Annotated in this window: 11 protein-coding genes; 2 read left to right on the plus strand and 9 right to left on the minus strand. The window is 51.4% G+C overall.

The features are described 5' to 3' along the window. Nucleotides 1-130: 130 nt before the first annotated feature. The 9 genes from glgX to PN498_RS03745 all read right to left on the minus strand — a co-directional run bounded on the left by glgX (nucleotide 131) and on the right by PN498_RS03745 (nucleotide 15,750). Nucleotides 131-2,278 (minus strand): glycogen debranching protein GlgX, encoded by a 2,148-nt coding sequence (gene glgX, locus PN498_RS03705; protein ID WP_272061333.1) that lies wholly within the window; start codon nucleotides 2,276-2,278, stop codon nucleotides 131-133. Between the two features lie 401 nt (nucleotides 2,279-2,679). Beyond that, entirely contained in the window at nucleotides 2,680-6,093 is a 3,414-nt protein-coding gene (treS, locus tag PN498_RS03710; RefSeq protein WP_272061334.1) for a maltose alpha-D-glucosyltransferase, read from the minus strand. 402 nt (nucleotides 6,094-6,495) lie between these two features. Continuing rightward, nucleotides 6,496-7,692, minus strand: a complete 1,197-nt coding sequence (locus PN498_RS03715; protein ID WP_272061335.1) for a sensor histidine kinase KdpD — start codon at nucleotides 7,690-7,692, stop codon at nucleotides 6,496-6,498. A gap of 73 nt (nucleotides 7,693-7,765) precedes the next feature. Next, nucleotides 7,766-8,347: a K(+)-transporting ATPase subunit C gene (kdpC, locus tag PN498_RS03720; RefSeq protein ID WP_272061336.1), complete on the minus strand. Its 582-nt coding sequence runs from the start codon at nucleotides 8,345-8,347 to the stop codon at nucleotides 7,766-7,768. Nucleotides 8,348-8,428: 81 nt separating this feature from the next. Continuing rightward, nucleotides 8,429-8,689, minus strand: coding sequence for a K(+)-transporting ATPase subunit F (gene kdpF, locus PN498_RS03725; protein ID WP_272061337.1), 261 nt, complete (start codon nucleotides 8,687-8,689; stop codon nucleotides 8,429-8,431). A 178-nt stretch (nucleotides 8,690-8,867) separates the two neighbouring features. Continuing rightward, on the minus strand, nucleotides 8,868-10,970 hold the full coding sequence (gene kdpB, locus PN498_RS03730) for a potassium-transporting ATPase subunit KdpB (RefSeq protein ID WP_272061338.1): 2,103 nt from the start codon (nucleotides 10,968-10,970) through the stop codon (nucleotides 8,868-8,870). 49 nt (nucleotides 10,971-11,019) lie between these two features. Beyond that, on the minus strand, nucleotides 11,020-12,705 hold the full coding sequence (gene kdpA / locus PN498_RS03735) for a potassium-transporting ATPase subunit KdpA (RefSeq protein ID WP_272061339.1): 1,686 nt from the start codon (nucleotides 12,703-12,705) through the stop codon (nucleotides 11,020-11,022). Between the two features lie 461 nt (nucleotides 12,706-13,166). Next, nucleotides 13,167-13,823, minus strand: a complete 657-nt coding sequence (locus PN498_RS03740; protein WP_272061340.1) for a response regulator — start codon at nucleotides 13,821-13,823, stop codon at nucleotides 13,167-13,169. Continuing rightward, a complete protein-coding gene (locus PN498_RS03745) occupies nucleotides 13,813-15,750 on the minus strand; it encodes a sensor histidine kinase (RefSeq protein ID WP_272061341.1) in 1,938 nt (645 codons plus the stop codon). Before PN498_RS03745 ends, PN498_RS03740 begins: the two co-directional genes overlap by 11 nt. A 713-nt stretch (nucleotides 15,751-16,463) precedes the next feature. Between PN498_RS03745 and PN498_RS03750 the strand changes: the two genes are divergently transcribed. Beyond that, nucleotides 16,464-17,591, plus strand: a complete 1,128-nt coding sequence (locus PN498_RS03750) for a sensor histidine kinase (RefSeq protein WP_272061342.1) — start codon at nucleotides 16,464-16,466, stop codon at nucleotides 17,589-17,591. Beyond that, nucleotides 17,588-18,262 carry a response regulator transcription factor gene (locus tag PN498_RS03755; protein WP_272061343.1) on the plus strand — a complete coding sequence of 225 codons (675 nt, stop codon included), beginning with the start codon at nucleotides 17,588-17,590 and terminating at the stop codon, nucleotides 18,260-18,262. Before PN498_RS03750 ends, PN498_RS03755 begins: the two co-directional genes overlap by 4 nt. The last annotated feature ends 662 nt before the right edge of the window (nucleotides 18,263-18,924 follow it).

Genomic DNA, 18,924 nt, shown 5'->3' on the forward strand with positions numbered 1-18,924 from the left:
CCACTGTTTTGTTATATGGAGTCTTGATATAGCCCTGTGCAGCTTGGTCAAGTCCATCTCAGTGTCTCAAGGGAGCAGGGAATGGGGTGTGTTTGATGCAAGTGCATGCCGCTATAAGTTCTAGTTCAAGCTACTTATTCAGCTGAATATCTTCTCGTTGACATTGCAGCACTACAATAGACCTCCCAGAGACTGGAATCTGTTGCCCTTGCTCAAAACATTCCGACGAGTCGGCGAACCCACCAGCCTTAGTATCTAACGTCAAGTGCCAAGTATATTCCTTAAGCGGCTCTGGAAGCGTAAACTCCAGCATCTCATAGTGAGCATTAAAGAATATCAGGAAGCTATCGTCCGTGATACGCTCCCCTCGATGATTGGGGGTAGCAATTTCCTGTCCATTAAGAAAGACCGCAAGGCTTTTGATGAATCCTGCATTCCACTGTTCTGCCATCATCAGGCTGCCATCCACGTTGAACCAGCCGATATCGCTGACTTCAGAGCCATAAATAGCTCGTCCTTGAAACCACTGACGACGACGAAAGACTGGATGCTCAAGCACAAAATGAATGAGCTGACGGGTGTAATCCAAAAAAGCCTGATCAGATTTGCTGAGTTTCCAGTTCAGCCAAGAGATCTTATCGTCGTGACAGTAGGCGTTGTTATTGCCTCGTTGGGTTCGACCCATTTCATCCCCAGCTACCAGCATGGGCACTCCCTGGGAGAACATCAGCGTTGTCATTAAATTACGTCGCTGTTGTTCTCGAAGCTGTAAAACATCGCGTTTTTTCGTCTTTCCTTCTGCCCCGCAGTTCCAGGACCGATTATGGTCTTCGCCATCGCGATTGTCTTCACCATTGGCCTCATTGTGCTTATGGTTGTAGCTCACCAAATCTAGTAGTGTAAAACCATCGTGAGCGGTGATGAAGTTGATGCTGGCATGAGGACGGCGACCACTGTATTCATAGAGGTCCGAACTTCCTGTAAAGCGATAGGCAAACTCTGCCAGGGTACTGTCTTCCCCGCGCCAGAAGTCCCGCGCAGTATCTCGATAGCGACCATTCCACTCTGACCACAGCAATGGAAACTTACCGACTTGATAACCCCCTGGACCAACATCCCACGGCTCTGCAATTAGTTTCACTTTAGACAGCACAGGATCTTGGTGAATGATGTCGAAGAAGGACGCTAGGGTGCCCTGCTCATACAGTTCGCGAGCCAGAGCTGAGGCTAAGTCAAACCGGAAGCCATCGACATGCATTTCCAGCACCCAGTAGCGTAGGCTGTCCATAATCAACTTCAGTACTTGGGGATTGCTGACGTTGAGGGAGTTGCCACACCCCGTGTAGTCCATGTAATAACGGCGATCGTCTCCAACTAAGCGGTAATAAGAAGCGTTATCGACGCCCCTAAAGGTCAGAGTTGGACCCAGGTGATTGCCCTCGCCTGTGTGGTTGTATACGACGTCGAGAATGACCTCAATGCCTGCTTTGTGGAGAGCTTTGACCATTTCTTTGAACTCTCTGACCTGTTCGCCATCGATACCACTGGCGCTGTAGCCGGAATACGGCGCAAAGTAGCTGATAGAGTCATAGCCCCAGTAGTTGGAAAGCCCTTTCTCAACCAAATAGCCGGGATGCTTGTAGAAATGGTGAATAGGCATCAGCTCGACTGCGGTGATACCCAATGATTGGAGATGGGCGATCGCTTCTGGATGCGCTAGTCCCGCATAGGTTCCCCTCAGCTTTTTAGGAATACCTGGATGCTGCTGGGTATAGCCTTTGACGTGCATCTCATAGATGATTGTTTTGTTCCAGGGAATTTCGAGACGATGATCTCCTTCCCAGTCAAACTGCGTATCGACAACGACACACTTAGGCATTAGGGCAGCGCTGTCGGCATCGTAGTAAGACAAGTCGGCTGCTTCCTGATCCCAGTCGTATCCAAACAGTGCCTGTCCGTGCTCAACATTGCCGGCGATCGCATAGGCGTATGGATCAATTAACAGTTTGCTGGGATTAAAGCGATGTCCGTTATGGGGATCATAGGGACCGTGAACTCGGTAACCATAGTACTGACCTGGTTTAACGTCTGGAAAGTAACCATGCCAAGTGAAGTTGTAATACTCTTGCAGCTCAATGGCAGTTTCGTGACCTGCTGCGTCAAACAAACAGAGTTCGACCTTGGTTGCATTCTCTGAAAACAGTGCAAAGTTTGTTCCTTTGCCATCCCAACTGGCCCCCAGAACGTTCGCTGTTCCTGGTAACTGTACGATGTCCATATTAGGTTGAGAAATGTAAAAGTCGGTTATCAAAGTCTAATGACTTGGCTACGTATCTCCCTCTGTTATGAGATTGATCTTCCTATTCTATGCGGCCATCATTATCTCCCGTGAAGGATTACGAATGGATGAAGGTCCGACATCTGTAGCACTATTAACCCACTAGTGCAGCATCAAGATTGAAATTGTGAATAAATCCAGATCTTGCAGTTGAGTTGATGCTGACTGCTGTGGCCCCCTAGCCCCTATTCTGGGGGAACCAATCCCTGGAAGTCCCCCAAGGATGGGGGATTTAAGGGGGCGAATGCACGCTATTTGCTGAACCGAGAGATCAGAGTAATGTATGTCTGTCGCAACACTTGTAGGGATAACCCAATCACAATTTCAAACCTGACAGACCACTAGTGAGTGAACTCAGGAAACTGCATCGTTTGCAGAATTTCATGGAGGGCAACATCTATGCCCTTCTGCTCGGCGGGACCATTTTGTTTACGCATCTCAAGTTGGCGAGAGAGGCTGTAAACCTTTCGCTCTAGCAGATACACCTTAAGCAGCGTATTAAGTTCCGGTTCATTGCTGGGTAGGAAAGTGCCGCTGATGGCTTTGTCCAAATAGCCTTTCAGGAAAGTCGCACTGACCCAACGTCGCCAAAATTCCTTCCACTGCTGTAGGTTGGAAACTTGCTCTGGCGCCAACATTCCGCTATCAGCCTCTCGTTGGAAGGCGGTTTCGGCAGCAAATCCTAAAGATTGCAGCATTTCAGCAACATCTCGGAGGGGCGATCGCTTCAACCGGCGCTCGTTCAAGGTCAAGGCAGGATCTCCCTCAAAGTCAATAATGATGAAATTCTTGCCTGTGTGCAAGACCTGTCCTAAGTGATAGTCGCCGTGACAGCGAATTCGCTGCGCGGTGACCTTGATGTCCAGAATGGTCTGGAACTGACGCATAATCTCAGCTTGTTGGTCAACTACTGCTCGGGCTGTCGATTGTAACGCCTCGGGTAAGGAGTCTGTCTGAGAATGGAGTTGTCGGAAGGTTTGCCCCGTTAAGTTGCGGGCGGATTGATAAACGGAACGCTGATAAAGCGACGTAAAAGGCTCTGGATTGAAGTTTGGATCTTCAGTGTCAGACGCTAGCGTCAGATGGAGATCCGCCGTGCTTTGGCCCAACAGTTCAACGTTGGCTAAATAGGTGCCGAACAGCTGGCTTGCCAATGGAGAGGTTTCCATAGTTTGAAGCTCTAGCAAGGTTTCCGTAGGGACGGGAATGTCTTCTAAGGTTTCCTGTCGCGCTAAAGCATGTTCAAAGAAGTCTCGCAAACTATCCAGGGTGTATTCCCAAAAGATACGAACGTCCGTGACAAAAGTTTGTAGCAGACCTACCGCGATCGTTCCCCGATCTGGACGATGATATTCCAGTGCCCCTGCCAGTAAATCGACGTGCTGAGAATATTGCTTTTCGGTTAAGAAGCGACGAATTTCAAGATCAGGATTGATGCCCTCTTCTTGACGCCGGAAGAGCTTGAGCATCAGCTTTTCGTCGTAGACAATGCAGGTGTTTCGCTGGGTTTCCCTCAGCGGAATGGGCATCATTGAGGTGATTTCCTCGTCGGTTAATGCCGAAAACTGGCTAGTCGTCGTTGTGAGCAACTTTCCTGCCGTTCCCTGAGAGTCACGCCGATGGGCGATCGCCCCCAAGAGAGACGTGAAGATCGTCCGCAGAGAGGGTTCGCTGCGACCGCCATCTGGGGCCATCGCATCAAAGATAACCTTGACACCGTTCTTGTTGTTGCCATTTTCGGCTCCAGGTGAATGCAGGCGAGCGATCGCCATCTGAGGAACTTCGGTCAGTATGTGCATGGCCTCATCGCCGTGGGCCTCATCCAGAATGGTTAGATAGGTCCGAGATTCTCCCTCAATTGGATCAACTTGCAACCACACCATCAGTGCTGTAGAGGTATCCCCAGGCACAGAAAGAACTTCCTCAATTCGCAACGTTTGGATTTTGCCTGTGAAGCCACGGTAGGTCTGCAAATACTCAACCAACGCTCCTTCCAAAGCCGTATCCAACTCTCGTTCTCGTAGTGCCTGCTGCCATAATTGTGACAGTCGAATCGTGGGCGTTTCACGACGGCGGAGTTCCTGCTGACGATTTAAAGGATATTGCAGCGTGAACCAATGGCAGGCATAAGGTCCAATACTCAAAAAGTAGGGATTTTCAGTAATAGGCGGAAATTCAGTGCTGCCAAAAATTTCGGTCGGAACTTGACCAGCAAAATCAGCAAGATTCAGGTCCACCGTTTGCAAAAAGCGTGACAAGTTAGCAATGACTAAAATTTGCTCGTCTTTATAGCGACGAATAAAGGCCAGAACTTTTCGATTTTCTGGATGGAGAAGCTCAAAGGTGCCATCGCCAAAAGCTTTGAAGCGCTTACGGGTCGCAATTAGACGCTTGATGCTGTACCAAAGCGAATTGGGATTAGCTCGCTGGGCCTCCACATTGATCGCTTCATAGTGATATTCAGAGTCGATAACTAGGGGCAGGAATAGCTTTTGAGGAGACGCCTTACTGAATCCAGCATTGCGATCAGGACTCCACTGCATGGGGGTACGGACGCCGTTGCGATCGCCCAAATAGACGTTCTCACCCATGCCAATCTCGTCGCCATAATACAGTACGGGCGTGCCGGGTAGAGACAGCAGTAGGCTGTTGAGCAATTCGATTTGGCGGCGATCGTTCCCCAATAACGGTGCTAATCGTCGTCGAATTCCCAGATTGAGCCGCATATCAGGATCCTGGGCATAAACCCGATACATATAGTCGCGGTCTTCGTCTGTGACCATCTCTAGGGTCAGCTCATCATGATTGCGGAGAAAAATACCCCACTGACAGTTATCGGGGATGTCAGGTGTCTGGTTCAGGATATCGACAATGGGGAAATTGTCTTCCATCCGCAGGGCCATGAACAGTCGCGGCATTAGCGGAAAGTGAAAGTTCATGTGGCATTCGTCGCCGTCGCCATAGTAAGCGGCGGCATCTTCCGGCCACTGATTGGCTTCGGCCAGCAGCATGCGGTCGGGATAGCGATCGTCTACCCGTTTGCGCAATGCTTTGAGAAACGCATGAGTTTCAGGTAGATTCTCGCAATTGGTGCCCTCGCGTTCATAGAGATAGGGGACAGCGTCCATGCGTAATCCATCCACGCCCATGTCTAGCCAAAAGTCGAGTACCTTGAAGACGGCTTCTTGAACGGCGGGATTGTCGTAGTTAATGTCGGGCTGGTGGGAATAGAAACGATGCCAATAGTAGGCCTGAGCTACAGGATCCCAAGACCAGTTTGACGTTTCGAAATCCTGGAAGATGATGCGAGCTTCTTCATATTTCTTAGGCGTGTCGCTCCAGACATAGAAATCTCGTTCAACACTGTCCTTGGGCGATCGCCGCGATCGCTGAAACCACTCGTGCTGATCTGACGTATGGTTCACAATCAGCTCGACAATGACCCGAATACCCCGCTGATGAGCCTCATCCAAGAAGGTCTTGAAATCACCCAAATCCCCATAGATTGGATTGACGGTGGTGTAGTCTGAAATGTCGTAGCCGTCATCCTTTAGGGGCGAAGGAAAAAAGGGCAGTAGCCACAATGCCGTAACGCCCAGGTCTTGCAAATAGTCCAGCTTACTCGTTAGCCCAGCTAAATCACCAATCCCATCTGCATTGCTATCAGCGAAGGCTCGAACAGGTACTTCATAAATAACAGCTTGCTTAAACCAGAGAGGATCGTTTCCCAGAGATGAATTTTGTAGGTTAGTCACGGCTCTTTAAACTAATCTCCCGCGAAGATAATTGACTATAACAACACTGGCCTCCCGCTAGAGAAGGAGGTTTCTATGACAAGGCTGACCGAGGAGGCCTATCTCACCCCTATCGCTGGCGTAAGTGGGATAGCCCACGTAACTGTAGATATATACGATTTTTACGAGTATTCCTGTATCCAAGACCGTTAAACGGTGCTATGCAACAGGCAAAACACTGAGGATTATGTCCTCATGTCACAGTGTATACCGCCCTTTTGCCTCAGTCCTCAGTGAGTCCAAAGATACTATTTGGGAAGATTAAAGGATAGCCCATCAAACTTATAGCTACAGACTCACTCTAGCTTTTCTCAAGAAAGTGACCTGCTCCTAGTGAAGTTTACGGCAATTAATCGGCTCAAATCAAGGTGTTTTATCTGTAGCAATGATGTGTAAATCAATGCCCTTCAAATAACGCATTAACTGTTGTACGGTGGAACCCCGCAGCAGAAGTTCCCAACGAGTTTTTTGAGAGTGCCCTAAAACGACTTGGGTAATCAGCTTTTCGCTGGCAGTGTCAGCGATCGCCCGCGCTACATCGGCCCCCTTGACCCGCAGAAATTCGCCGCCAAACTCTTTGCAAAAGTGTTCGCAAAGCTCTATGTAAAGGGCCTCGTCCTTAGTTAAAAAGCGTTCAGGGTGCTCAACAAACACCGCATATAAGCGGGCCTTTATCTGACTGGAGATGCGGGCACCCCGTCGCAGCAGTTGAGAAGAGTCGCCTTGAGTCGAGACACAGACTAATACCCGTTCGTGAATACTAAAGCGGCGATCGGAGCTACCGTCGGTGCTCTCCTCCAGGTTGTCAGCCACTTCACGAAAGGCTAGTTCCCGCAGCGCCACTAAGTTCTGTCGCTTAAAAAAGCTGTGCAGAGACTGTTCGATCTTGTTGGGCGCATAGATTTTGCCTTCCTGCAACCGCTCTTGCAGGGTTTCAGGCGTCACGTCAACGACAATTACCTCGTCGGCCTCGTCCAGCAGTCGATCAGGGACGCGTTCCCGCACGGCCACGCCCGTAAGCTTAACCACCAAGTCATTTAGGCTCTCGATGTGTTGAATATTGAGCGTCGAGAAGACATCAATGCCCGCCTCTAAGAGAATTTCGACATCCTCATAGCGCTTATTGCGAACCGAGCCCGGGACGTTGGTGTGGGCCAACTCATCTACTAGGACCAACTGGGGCTGACGGGCGAGAATGGCATCGGTGTCCATTTCTTTGAGAGTGCGATCGCGATGCTGCATCTGCCGCAACGGCACCTTTTCCAGCCCTTCCATCTGAGCTGCCGTCTCCTCGCGACCGTGGGTTTCCAACAGCCCAATCACCACATCCACCCCTTCAGTCCGCAGCGCCTTGGCCTCTTGCAACATGCGGTAGGTTTTGCCCACACCGGGAGCCATGCCAATGTAAATGCGGTGCCTGCCGCGCCGCTGCTGGGTGCCCTCATAAGTAGAGCGCGGGGCGATCGAGGACGCTGGAGTAGGCTGACTAAGCCTGTTTGGTTGTTGTGCTTCGTGCCGGAGGATCGTTGCTTCAGCAGCAATCTCGTCTTTGCGAATCATGACAGTTAGCAGGCGGTTTGCTGGCAATTTGTAAGAAAGCAGATACTGGGTTGTTCTTTGACAAGTTTAGCGACTAGCTCGCTGCCAGGTTGTCGACGGCCAGATTGAGGGTAGTCGTATTCACTCCCGGTTCGCCGAACAGTCCCAAAAAGCGACCTTCGGTATGTTCCGCCACCAGTTGTTCTAACGTCGCAGCATCGAGCCCCCGCGCATCGGCCACTGTTGCAATCTGGGCTGCCGCTGCCGCTGGGCTAATGTGGGGATCTAAACCAGAACCCGAAGCATAGAGCAGATCAGCCGTGGGGGTAATGCCCGCTTGTTCTAGCTCGGTGGCAGTCTCTCCGATTCGCGTCATCAGGTCGGGATTGCTGGGCGCGAGGTTGCTAGCCCCAGAGGTCCCCGTGGGTTGAGCCTCTTCGCCCTCGCTATAGGCCACCGCGCTGGGACGGCTACGGAAATACTCAGCCGAGGTGAAGGTTTGACCAATCAAGGCCGACCCCACTATTTCACCTTGAGTAGTGGTGAGCAGGCTGCCGTTAGCCTGGTTGGGAAAAATTACCTGACCGACTATGAGAAAGAATGCCGGATAGATAATGGCTGCCAGCAGCCAGAGCGTAACCGTGCTGCGGATGCCGATGAGTAGTTCTTTGAACATGATGTTTCCTCGTTGAGCAAGCTAGGAGTGGAGTAGTCAGGACAGAGTGGGTGTAAAACCCGAAACGTTGAGGCATGGAGGCTAGAATCGCTCTGGCTGAAAAATTACTGCGAACAGATAAACTGACAGCCCGACCATTATCAGCAGTAGCAATCCAATTGCATAGGCTGACCCGCGCGTTAGCGCTGATCCGGTTGCGGCTAAAACCGTTGGTGCCAGTAGCAAGTTCAAGCACAGTGCGGTGAATAGGGCGATCGCTAACGGTTGACGACGGCATTGCACCTGTAATAGCTCTAGCGTTTCTAGTGAGATATCCAAACAAGCGTCGAAAAGGTTTTTCATTGTCGTAGTTCCTGGTGTTGTGGCAGAAGGCAGAGTAAAAGCATCGATATACAAGCGTTTCCCAAAAAACATTGTTCTAATCACATATGTCGTAGGGTGGGCAATGCCACCGGCCTTAATTCAGTGCCATTGGGTGTAAACATTGCGATCGTAAAACCGGAAGCAACACTAAGCCCTGTTACGCAAACCCAATCGCGGCCACTGCAAAGTCAATCAGCTTGATTCCCACGAACGGAGCCACAATACCCCCCAAGCCATAAATGAGAATGTTGCGCCGCAATAGCTGATTGGCGCTGAGTGGCCTAAACTTGACGCCCTTCAGCGCCAGGGGAATCAGAATTGGAATGATAATCGCGTTGTAGATCAGTGCTGAGAGGATCGCAGACTGAGCACTTGCCAATCCCATGATGTTCAGGCTGCCGATGCCCGCAGCGGCAAACATGGCTGGAATAATCGCAAAGTATTTGGCAATGTCATTTGCCAGCGAGAAGGTGGTCAGCGCCCCCCGCGTAATCAGCAACTGTTTGCCGATAGTGACTAGGTCGATCAGCTTGGTTGGGTCAGAATCCAGGTCCACCATATTGGCCGCTTCGCGAGCGGCTTGGGTGCCGGAATTCATCGCCAGGCCCACATTGGCCTGGGCTAGAGCGGGGGCGTCGTTAGTACCGTCGCCGGTCATAGCTACCAGCTTTCCCTTGGCCTGTTCTTCTTGAATTACCTGGATTTTGTCTTCTGGGGTGGCCTCGGCGATGAAGTCATCGACGCCCGCCTCTTCTGCAATCACTGATGCCGTAATCCGGTTGTCGCCCGTCAGCATGACGCTGCGAACGCCCATGCGCCGAAGCTGGTCAAAGCGATCGCGCATCCCTGGCTTGATAATGTCCTTAAGATACACCACGCCGTATAGGTCGCCGCCCATTGCCACACCCAGAGGAGTGCCCCCTAGCTTCGAGATCTTTTCGTAAGCAGCTTCGAGATCTTGACCGCAGTTGCCACCGCGCGATCGCACAAATCCTTTCACCGCGTCCACTGCGCCCTTGCGCGCCTCACCGCCGGACGGCAGGTCGGTGCCACTCATGCGTGTCTTCGCTGAGAACTCAATCCCCTCAGCGTTGTCCAAGTTAAAGTCGGCCTTTGCCCCCATTTCTTTCGCCAGTTTGACAATGGATTTCCCCTCAGGGGTGGTGTCGAACACACTGGCCGCCAGGGCGACCTGGGCCACCTCCGCCTCGCTGTGACCGTCGACCGGAATAAACTCCTCGGCCAGTCGGTTGCCCAGCGTGATCGTGCCGGTTTTATCCAGCACCAGGGTATTGATGTCGCCACAGGCTTCCACCGCCCGCCCAGAGGTTGCCACCACGTTAAACTGGGCTACTCGATCCATGCCCGCGATGCCGATTGCACTCAGCAGACCGCCGATAGTAGTAGGAATTAGGGCCACTAGCAGGGCCACCAGCGTCACCACGCCCACAGGACTACCGACATAGTTTGCCACGGGCGGAATTGTGGCTACAACAACGAGAAACACTTGGGTCAGTACCGCCAACAGCACCGTTAGCGCAATTTCATTTGGCGTCTTAGTGCGCTCGGCCCCCTCCACCAGGGCAATCATGCGATCAAGAAAGCCCTTGCCAGGGTCGGCAGTCACCTTCAGAATCAGCTCGTCCGAAATAATCCGGGTGCCGCCGGTCACCGAGCTGGCTACGTCAGAACCCGGTTCTTTCAAGACTGGAGCCGACTCGCCCGTGATTGCCGATTCATCCACAGAGGCAACGCCGTCCAACACTTCGCCATCGGCGGGGATGATATCACCGGAAACAACGCGGATGCGATCGCCCTTGCGCAGCTCCGTCGAGCTAATCTCTTCTTCTGAATTATCCCCTCGTAGCCGTCGCGCCGTGGTCTCCGACTGGGTGGAGCGCAGCGAATCGGCCTGGGCCTTGCCGCGCCCCTCAGCGACCGCTTCAGCAAAATTGGCAAATACCACAGTCAAGAATAGAATCACGGTCACCAGGCCATTAAACAGCCGTTGGTTCTCACCAGGAGTTGGCCCAAACAAGGCGGGATTCACGGTTAGCAGCGCCGTGATAACTGTCCCTACCCAGACCACAAACATGACCGGGTTGCCCAGCATGGTGCGGGGATTGAGTTTGACAAAGGCGTCTTTGAACGCCCGCTGGTAGAGGCCGCTGGTCTTCACCTTTTGCGGATTTTGCTGTTGGTGGTGGGGCGATCGCTGGGGGGGTTGGGGCTGTTTTTTCTGCAAGGTATTGTTCGTCATGGTTTTTGGGAAGAAGGATTGGACGAATGAATCGAGCGCCAACGAATGGCTACTTCAAGGCTGCAATTTCAAAGGCTTCGGCAATGGGGCCAAGGGCCAGCACTGGAAAGAAAGTGAGCGCGCCTAGAATCACAATTACGCCCGCAGTGATGCCCGTGAACAGGCCGGTATCGGTGCGCAGGGTGCCTTTGGTTTCAGGAACAGGCTGCTTGCGAGACATGCCATCAGCCAAGAGCAGCAGCGCCATCAGAGGAATGTAGCGGCCTACTATGAGGCTAATGCTAGCGGTCAGGTTCCACCAAAGGGTGCCGTCGCCTAGCCCCTCAAAGCCAGAGCCGTTGTTGGCCGCCGCCGAAGCGTACTCATACACCACTTGAGAAACGCCGTGAAAACCCGGATTACTAATGCCTGAAAGCGTGTCGGCAAAGGCCAGGGTAATGGCGCTAGGCACCAGAATGGCAAAGGGATGCACCAGCAAAATCACGCTGGCGAGAACAATCTCCTGCTTTTCAATTTTGCGACCGAGAAACTCAGGCGTGCGCCCCACCATTAGCCCGGTGAGAAAGACTGTGAGAATGAGGAACACAAACAAATAAGCTGTTCCTGTCCCTTGACCACCCCAGACAATCTGCAAAAACATATTGAACAGAGTCGCAAAGCCAGCCGGGGGCATCAGCGAATCGTGCAGGCCGTTGACCGCGCCGCACATCGTGCCCGTAGTGCTGATTGCCCACAGCACCGTCTGTGCCCAGCCAAAGCGAATCTCCTTGCTCTCTAAGTTGGGAGCCTGATTGCCAAGGACATCGTTCACCAGCGGGTTGCCCGCATACTCGCCGATGCCGCTGATCACAATCAGCACCACGTAGATGATAAACACCATCCAAAACACTAGCCAGCCCTGCTTTTTGTTGCGAGTCATGACGCCGTAGGTGTAAATCAGCGAGGCCGGAATGCTCAGGAAAGCGACTGTTTCAATCAGGTTAGTTAGGGCGTTGGGGTTCTCAAACGGATGGGCTGAATTAATGCCAAAAAAACCACCGCCGTTCTCACCCAGCTCTTTGATGATTTCAAAATGAGCCACCGGGCCGCGCGCAATCGTTTGGGTCGCCCCCTCTAGGGTGGTTGCCACTGCTGGCCCCGCTAGAGTTTCGGGTACTCCCAGTATCAGCAGCGCCAATCCGCCCACGATGGAGATCGGCAGCAGCACCCGCGTAATCGACCGCGTCATATCGGCATAGAAGTTACCTAGAGGCTGACCCGTTAGACCACGGATGAAAGCGATCGCAACTGCCAGTCCCGTCGCAGCTGAGGTAAACATCAAAAAGCCTAGCGCTAACATCTGACTGCCGTAGGTATAGGCAGTCTCACCCGAGTAGTGCTGCTGGTTGGTATTGGTCACAAACGAAATGGCCGTATGCAGGGCTAAATCCCAGTTGGGTGCGGATAGCCCTGTTGGGTTGAAGGGCAGCACCCCCTGGAACATCAAAATCAAGAAGACCAACACGGCCATAGCCAAGTTACTAAACAGCACCGCTCTGGTGTACTGCCAACCGGTCATGCCTCGGTCAGCGCGAACGCCTGTCAGTCGATAAATTAGTCCGTCAACAGGGGAGAAAACCTTATCTAAAAACGTTGGTTGGTTTTGATAAACCTTGGCCATGTAGCTACCGAAAAAGGGCACGATCGCCAACAAAATCAGTAGCGTCAGGGCAATTTGTATAAATCCTTGAATCATTGGAAAATCGGCCCTCCTGGGCGCAGATTACAAAGTGACCGCAGATTATTACGGCCAAAACTTGCTGTGTTGTTAAAAGCTGTGAGCGCTGTTCAATAGCGCTTGATGAGTATTGTGACCAACTGCTGACAGTTTGAAATCTACTCAGCCGTATATTGTTGCCTTCAAGCGGGTTATAGACTCGTAGCCACAAGACTAAACTTGGTCTATGCGGTGCGTTTAGATCCACCTAAATGTGTCAACATTCATCACTGTTTGAGTGAATCATCGACTGAGTGCAGAACGCTTTTATGATGGGCATTACTGCGCCCGCACCCATTAATTTGTTAGGAGCTGATTGCTTTGTAGCAAAAGAATTCAGCCGCTAAATACGACAGTCCTGAGTAAACAGTCAATTTGCTGCACTTTCACCGACTCTGAGAATAAGCCAACAAAGTAAACGTCCTGTCGTTGCTTCCTCCTTAATCCAGCAGAGATGGGCCACCTTGAGATGGGCTGCCAGCACGATCCAAGTTTTCTCTGGCCCGCTTGTAGCTGGGGTCCAGTGACCAAGCGGCCCGATAAGCCATCACCGCTTCTTGGGTATGGCCGGTGATTTCTTGCAATTCTCCCAGCAGATTCATCGCTTCAGGACGTTGGGGGGCAATACCGATCGCCTGCTTTACCAGTCGCATCGCTTCATCAAACTGGCGATCGCGCACGCAAGATTTAGCTGCTTTGAGTAGGCCCTCAAAGTCTTCAGCTTCTTCGACATCTTCTAAAACTTCCTGTACGGCTTGGCGAAGCTCTTGAGGCGTAAACGGCTTTTGTAGAAAGTCGCGCGCCCCCAACTTCATTGCCTCCACGGCATTATCAACGCTGCCATGGGCTGAAATAATGATGGTTTTAATATGGGGATAGTGCTCTACCGCTTTTTTGAGCACTTCCAAACCGCTCATCCCCGGCATCTTAAGATCGAGCAACAGCAAATCGATTGAATCGCTTTGCTCAAGCTGACGCAAGGCGTCATCCCCATCAACAGCGGAGCGAACGTCGTAGCCCAAAGAGTTAAGGGCCTGGACAACGGTCAGGCGGATATTCTTTTGGTCATCGATAACGAGAATGGATTCATTCGGCATGGGCTATTCCAGTAGGTAATGAAACTGATGTGGCTACGGAATCTGGAACCGACTGAGTCGGTAGCGTGAAGCGAAACGTACACCCTTGTCCCGGCGTTGACTCGACCCAGATAGTACCGCTGTGGGCGCGGACAACCTCTTTGCAGATGGCGAGCCCTAAGCCGCTACCGCCGGCATCCTGTTCCGTCTCGACTTGAACAAACTTGTCAAAAATTTTGGCCTGATGAACCTTGTCAATGCCGGGACCATCATCAACGATCGACCATTCGACAAATTCACCACTCGGTTCAGCCGCGATCGCAATGGTCGTTTTGGCATATCGGAGAGCGTTCGCCAGCAGATTCGTTAGAACCCAAGTGATCTTCCCAGGATCCGCCAGCACTAGGGGTAAGTCGGACGGCACCGAAAGTCGCAAATCAATCGCAGCCTCTTGGACCTGGACCTTCATTAGCGAGGCCATCTTTTCGGCCAGTTTGATCGGCTGAGTTGGAACAGGTTCCATCTCGATGCGGCCCGACTCGATCTTCGCAAGATCCAACAGGTCGTTTACCAGTCTTTGCAGCCGGTCGATATCTTCTTGGGCAACGCTGAGCAATTCTTGTTCGTTTGCCGATAGCTTTTGTTGAGCTGACTCCATCAGCAGGTTAATGCTCATCGCCATCCCGGTCAGTGGCGTCCGCAGTTCGTGGGAGGCTGTTGCGACAAACTGGCTTTTAAGCTGGTCAAGTTTTTTCAAAGTGGTGATGTCTTGCAGTAGCACCACAACGCCCAAGCGTTGCCCCTGTTCCGTTTTGACAGGAGTGGTAGTGTAGCGGTAATACTGGGGTGGGTCGGCTGCGAGCGTAAGTAAGTTGTCGCTATCTGGCTCACTCTGACGGTTTTCCTCAGTCACTGTCCCCGTCGCCGTGGCTTGAATGTGTTCGTAAAGCTCGCGGTACCCCACTAAAGGTGAGCGCGCTGGCCGCGAAGGATGATGCTGGTAATCGGCGTTGATAATCTCAACACAGTGTCGCCCGATCGCCGTACCTGGCGTCGTATCAAACAACCGCGCCGCCATTGGATTGATGGACAAGATGCGATATTCGCTGTCAACTAGCATTAGTCCATCCGTGAGGCTATCGATGATGGCTTCGCTGCGATGCTTGGCTGCAACAATACGGCCCACATTAAGTTCATGAAACGACTTGAGCTTACGGCTCATGACCATAAAACCTTGAGCCAGTTGGCCCAATTCATCACGTGAGTTCACAATGAGCTGCAAGTCATAGTCGCCTTTGGCAAGCTGCTCGGTTGCCTGCGCCATTTGCTCAAGCGGGCGGGTTAGTGCTTTCGACAAGATGAAGCTCAGCACCAGCCCTAATACTGCTGCAGAACCACCAGCCCCAACCATCGAAGCGATCGCCCGTTGTGAGGCCGTCTGAGCCGTATCAGAAGCCTCTTCCATCCTCTGCTGGTTCAGGTCACGAAGCTCAACAGCAGCCTGACGCACCGCTTGAAATTCAGGCTCTACTTCACCTTGGTAAACCTCAAATGCAGCAGTGTCAATATCCCCTTGCCGTAGCTGGTCTACCTGCAATAAGTAGTCGCGGTAGTTCGTCTCGATCTCAGTGAGAACCTCCGCTTCCCCATTAATAGTGACATTATCCTTAGCGCGCCCTAGCCACTGCAAAAATTCTATTTCATTGTCTTGAAACAATCGGACTCCGGTTTGCTCATCCTCAAGTAGCAGCAACAAGGTGGCACTATCTTGCCGCTCAAGCGAATCCAACATGCCTTCGGCGGCACGAATGCTGCGATAGTTCTCAGTCAAAATCGCATCACTAGCTTGCCCCAGTCGCCACAGATTGACAATGCCCCACAGCCCAACCAGCACTACAAAGACCAAGCTGACACTGTGGCCTGCCAGTATTTTTGCCTTTAGCTTCACGTGATCTAATCGCAGTCTGCAATGGATTGGAAAGATAACAATTCTAGCGGCGTAGAAGCTGACACAAACCTCCCTTGAGAGTGATTTTCACTGTTGCATCAGGATCTTCTAACACGCTGAGTAAGCACAAATTTTCACCTTTCTAGAGCTTGGTTGAAATAGGAATGTTAGCCCGAGAGGCTTCCAGCTTTCTCGGAATGCTTACGAAGATGGCGCTCTCGAATTTGTTTCAACTTCGTTTGCCGCATTTGGCGTTTCATTCGCCCCAAATGGATTTGTTCGCGAATCTCGTTAATCAACACCTTTAACATGAGTGTAATTTCTCCAACTTCAAGATGATATTAGCAATAGTCGGATCGCAATCAGATCAAAAAACAAATTCATCGTGCAAATTATTGACTAAGTCCAAACTGAGTACTCCAAAATTAAGACTTAGGAATTCAATAATTTGGAAGATCAATTGAGCTAGAGCTAACAATATTACTATTTCTCATTCAGATTGTTTTTGACAAGATATAGAATGAGGTTTATATCAAATTTATATGACGCGATTTAGACAAGAAAGCCAACTTATTTATGAATGTTTAGACAGGGAACTAAACGCCTATATCACCTGGTATAAATTTGGTCTGCTGAGGCATTTTGACTCTTAAAATAGAGAACTAACTGTTTGATTCGCTTGCTGCCCTTTGTCCGTCAACTAATTGGCCCTTATGCTTTGGTCTAGACTTGCCTCATACTTTGAACAGTTAATTCAGGCCCGCCATCGCATTCACTGGCTGATTAGTGTCATTTTTGTGCTAATCATCTTGCTGGAGTACAGCACACCGCCGCCCTATGTGTTTGGATATCTCTACGTTGGGGCGGTGCTGATTGCCAGTACTCGCCTCAGCCGTCGGGCAACGATTTGGGTAACGGCGATCGCGATTGCCTGTATCCTACTAAATCTGCTGGTGCCAGGAATCGGGGTGGTGACTCCTGCAACCGTCGCCAATCGGGTGATCGCTGTGCTGGCACTAGCGGTCACAGGTTGGCTGGGCGATCGCCTGCAGGCATACGAGCAGGCGATTACGCGGCAACGCTTACAGCTTCAGGCTCAAGAGCAACTCTCTCGAATGCGAGAAGATTTTGTCTCGACGCTCACCCACGATTTGAAGACCCCGCTGCTAGGGGCATTGGAGACATTAAAGGCATTACGGAGTGAAAACTTCGGTTCAGTTTCGCCGCCCCAACGCCGGGTTTTCGACGTGATGACCCGCAGTCATCAAAAGACCCTGCAATTGGTTGAAACCCTAATGGATGTCTACCGTAACGATGCTGAAGGGCTGAGACTGCACCGCCAGCGGCTTGATCTGTTCATCCTGGCAGAGGAAGCCGTGGCTGATGTCGTGCCCCTGGCAACGTCGCGTCAAATTCATTTGCGAGTCAGGGACGAAGAGTCTGATTTTCGCCGAGCTTATTGTGTCAATGGTGATGCCCTTCAATTGTCGCGCGTGTTAGTCAATTTGTTGTCAAATGCCGTCAATCATTCTCGGCGCGGGAGTTCGGTTCAAGTCGTGATGGGGGCTAGCCACGGCCACTATCAGGTTCGAATCGTCGATGAGGGGCAGGGCATTCCCAACGATGAACTGCCGCATTTATTTGATCGCTTCTATCAAGGTCAGAGCGATCGCCAAGCCAAAGGGACAGGGTTAGGGCTCTACCTCAGCCGTCAAATTGTTGAAGCCCACGGTGGTAGAATCTGGGCAGAATCTCACGCCAACGGTGCAGTCTTTGCCTTTCGCTTACCTGCCTACATGCATGAGTTGCCTTTGCCCGCTACGAGTCAATCGACAGCATGACCCTACCTCTCAAGATCTTGCTAGTTGAAGACGACGAACTGTTTCGGTTGGGTTTGGCGACGCGATTACAGCAAGAATCTACGCTGGAAATCGTCGCTGAAGCCGAAGACGGTGAAACGGCTCTCGATTTGCTGACACAGCAGGGAGTTGACATCGTGGTTTTGGATGTTGGTTTACCGGGGCTTGGCGGGGTCGAAACCTGTCGGCAAATCAAGCAGCGGCTGCCCAATCTACCTGTTCTGGTATTGACGTCCCATTCTCAGCCCACCTTAATTAATCGTCTCATCGAAGTCCAAGCTCAAGGCTATTGCCTAAAAGGAGTAGCAGCGGAGTCTTTGATTTTAGCGATTCAATCGGTGGCGGCAGGAGCCTCCTGGTGGGATGCCCAGGCCACGGAGCAGATTCGCGCTCAGTTTCAGCAGCCCACTGCCGAGGCTGCTCAGCCCGACTCGGGGCAAGAAAATCCCCTGACTCAGCGAGAACGCGAGGTATTAGCGCTGATGGCTAACGGCAAAAGTAATTCTGAAATTGCTGAAACCCTTTACATTGCAGCGGGTACGGTTCGCGTCCATGTTCACTCTATCTTGCAAAAGCTAGAGGTGCGCGATCGCACCCAAGCGGTCATCATTGCGCTACGAAATGGATTGATCGAGGCCGAGGGCATTCCCTAAAATCCGGCGATTAATGGCTAAAGCATCCTGACGATGCAATTTTTACTGTTTTAGACCTCACATTCGGCAATTTATTTATGACCACCCTGCCTTAACACCTAAGTGGTGAACCCATCGTCGCGTTTGCGGTCTTGATTGCCGTCATTTTGGTTGTCCTGATCTTATTCGAGCGCATCAACCTACCCGGTTTGGTCGGATTGCTGGCCACTGGCACTGTCTTTGGGCCTAGGGGCTAAACCTGCCCAATACCCAAGATCCAGTGATGCAGCTCCTATCCGATATGGGGTTGCTCTACCTGATGTTCGTAGCAGGTCTGGAAACATGAAACGGTGCTTGACTAGAAGTAACGACCGACCAACAGACCAACTTTGCGGTAGATATGGCAGAAGTTTCGGGCCATTCATCTGGTGATGAGCACGGGCAGACAGCAGGTCAGCAACCTCCCTGAAGAATGCAACAAGATTATCTGGCTTATGGAGCTGCCTTGCTGTCGGTAAATATCTCCTGATTTAATTTTTGTCAACCTGCGGAATGTCGGATAAAACATGATTTAGGAAAAATCCAGATCTTGGAGATAGATTCTGATGGCTTGAGAAAGCGATCTGAAAATTTCCAACTTTAGTCTAATTCAGTGTTCCGAGTCTCAATATTTGCCTGAATTA

Origin of the sequence: Oscillatoria sp. CS-180 (genome assembly GCF_028330965.1) — a bacterium.
Taxonomy (GTDB): Bacteria; Cyanobacteriota; Cyanobacteriia; order Phormidesmidales; family Phormidesmidaceae; genus Halomicronema.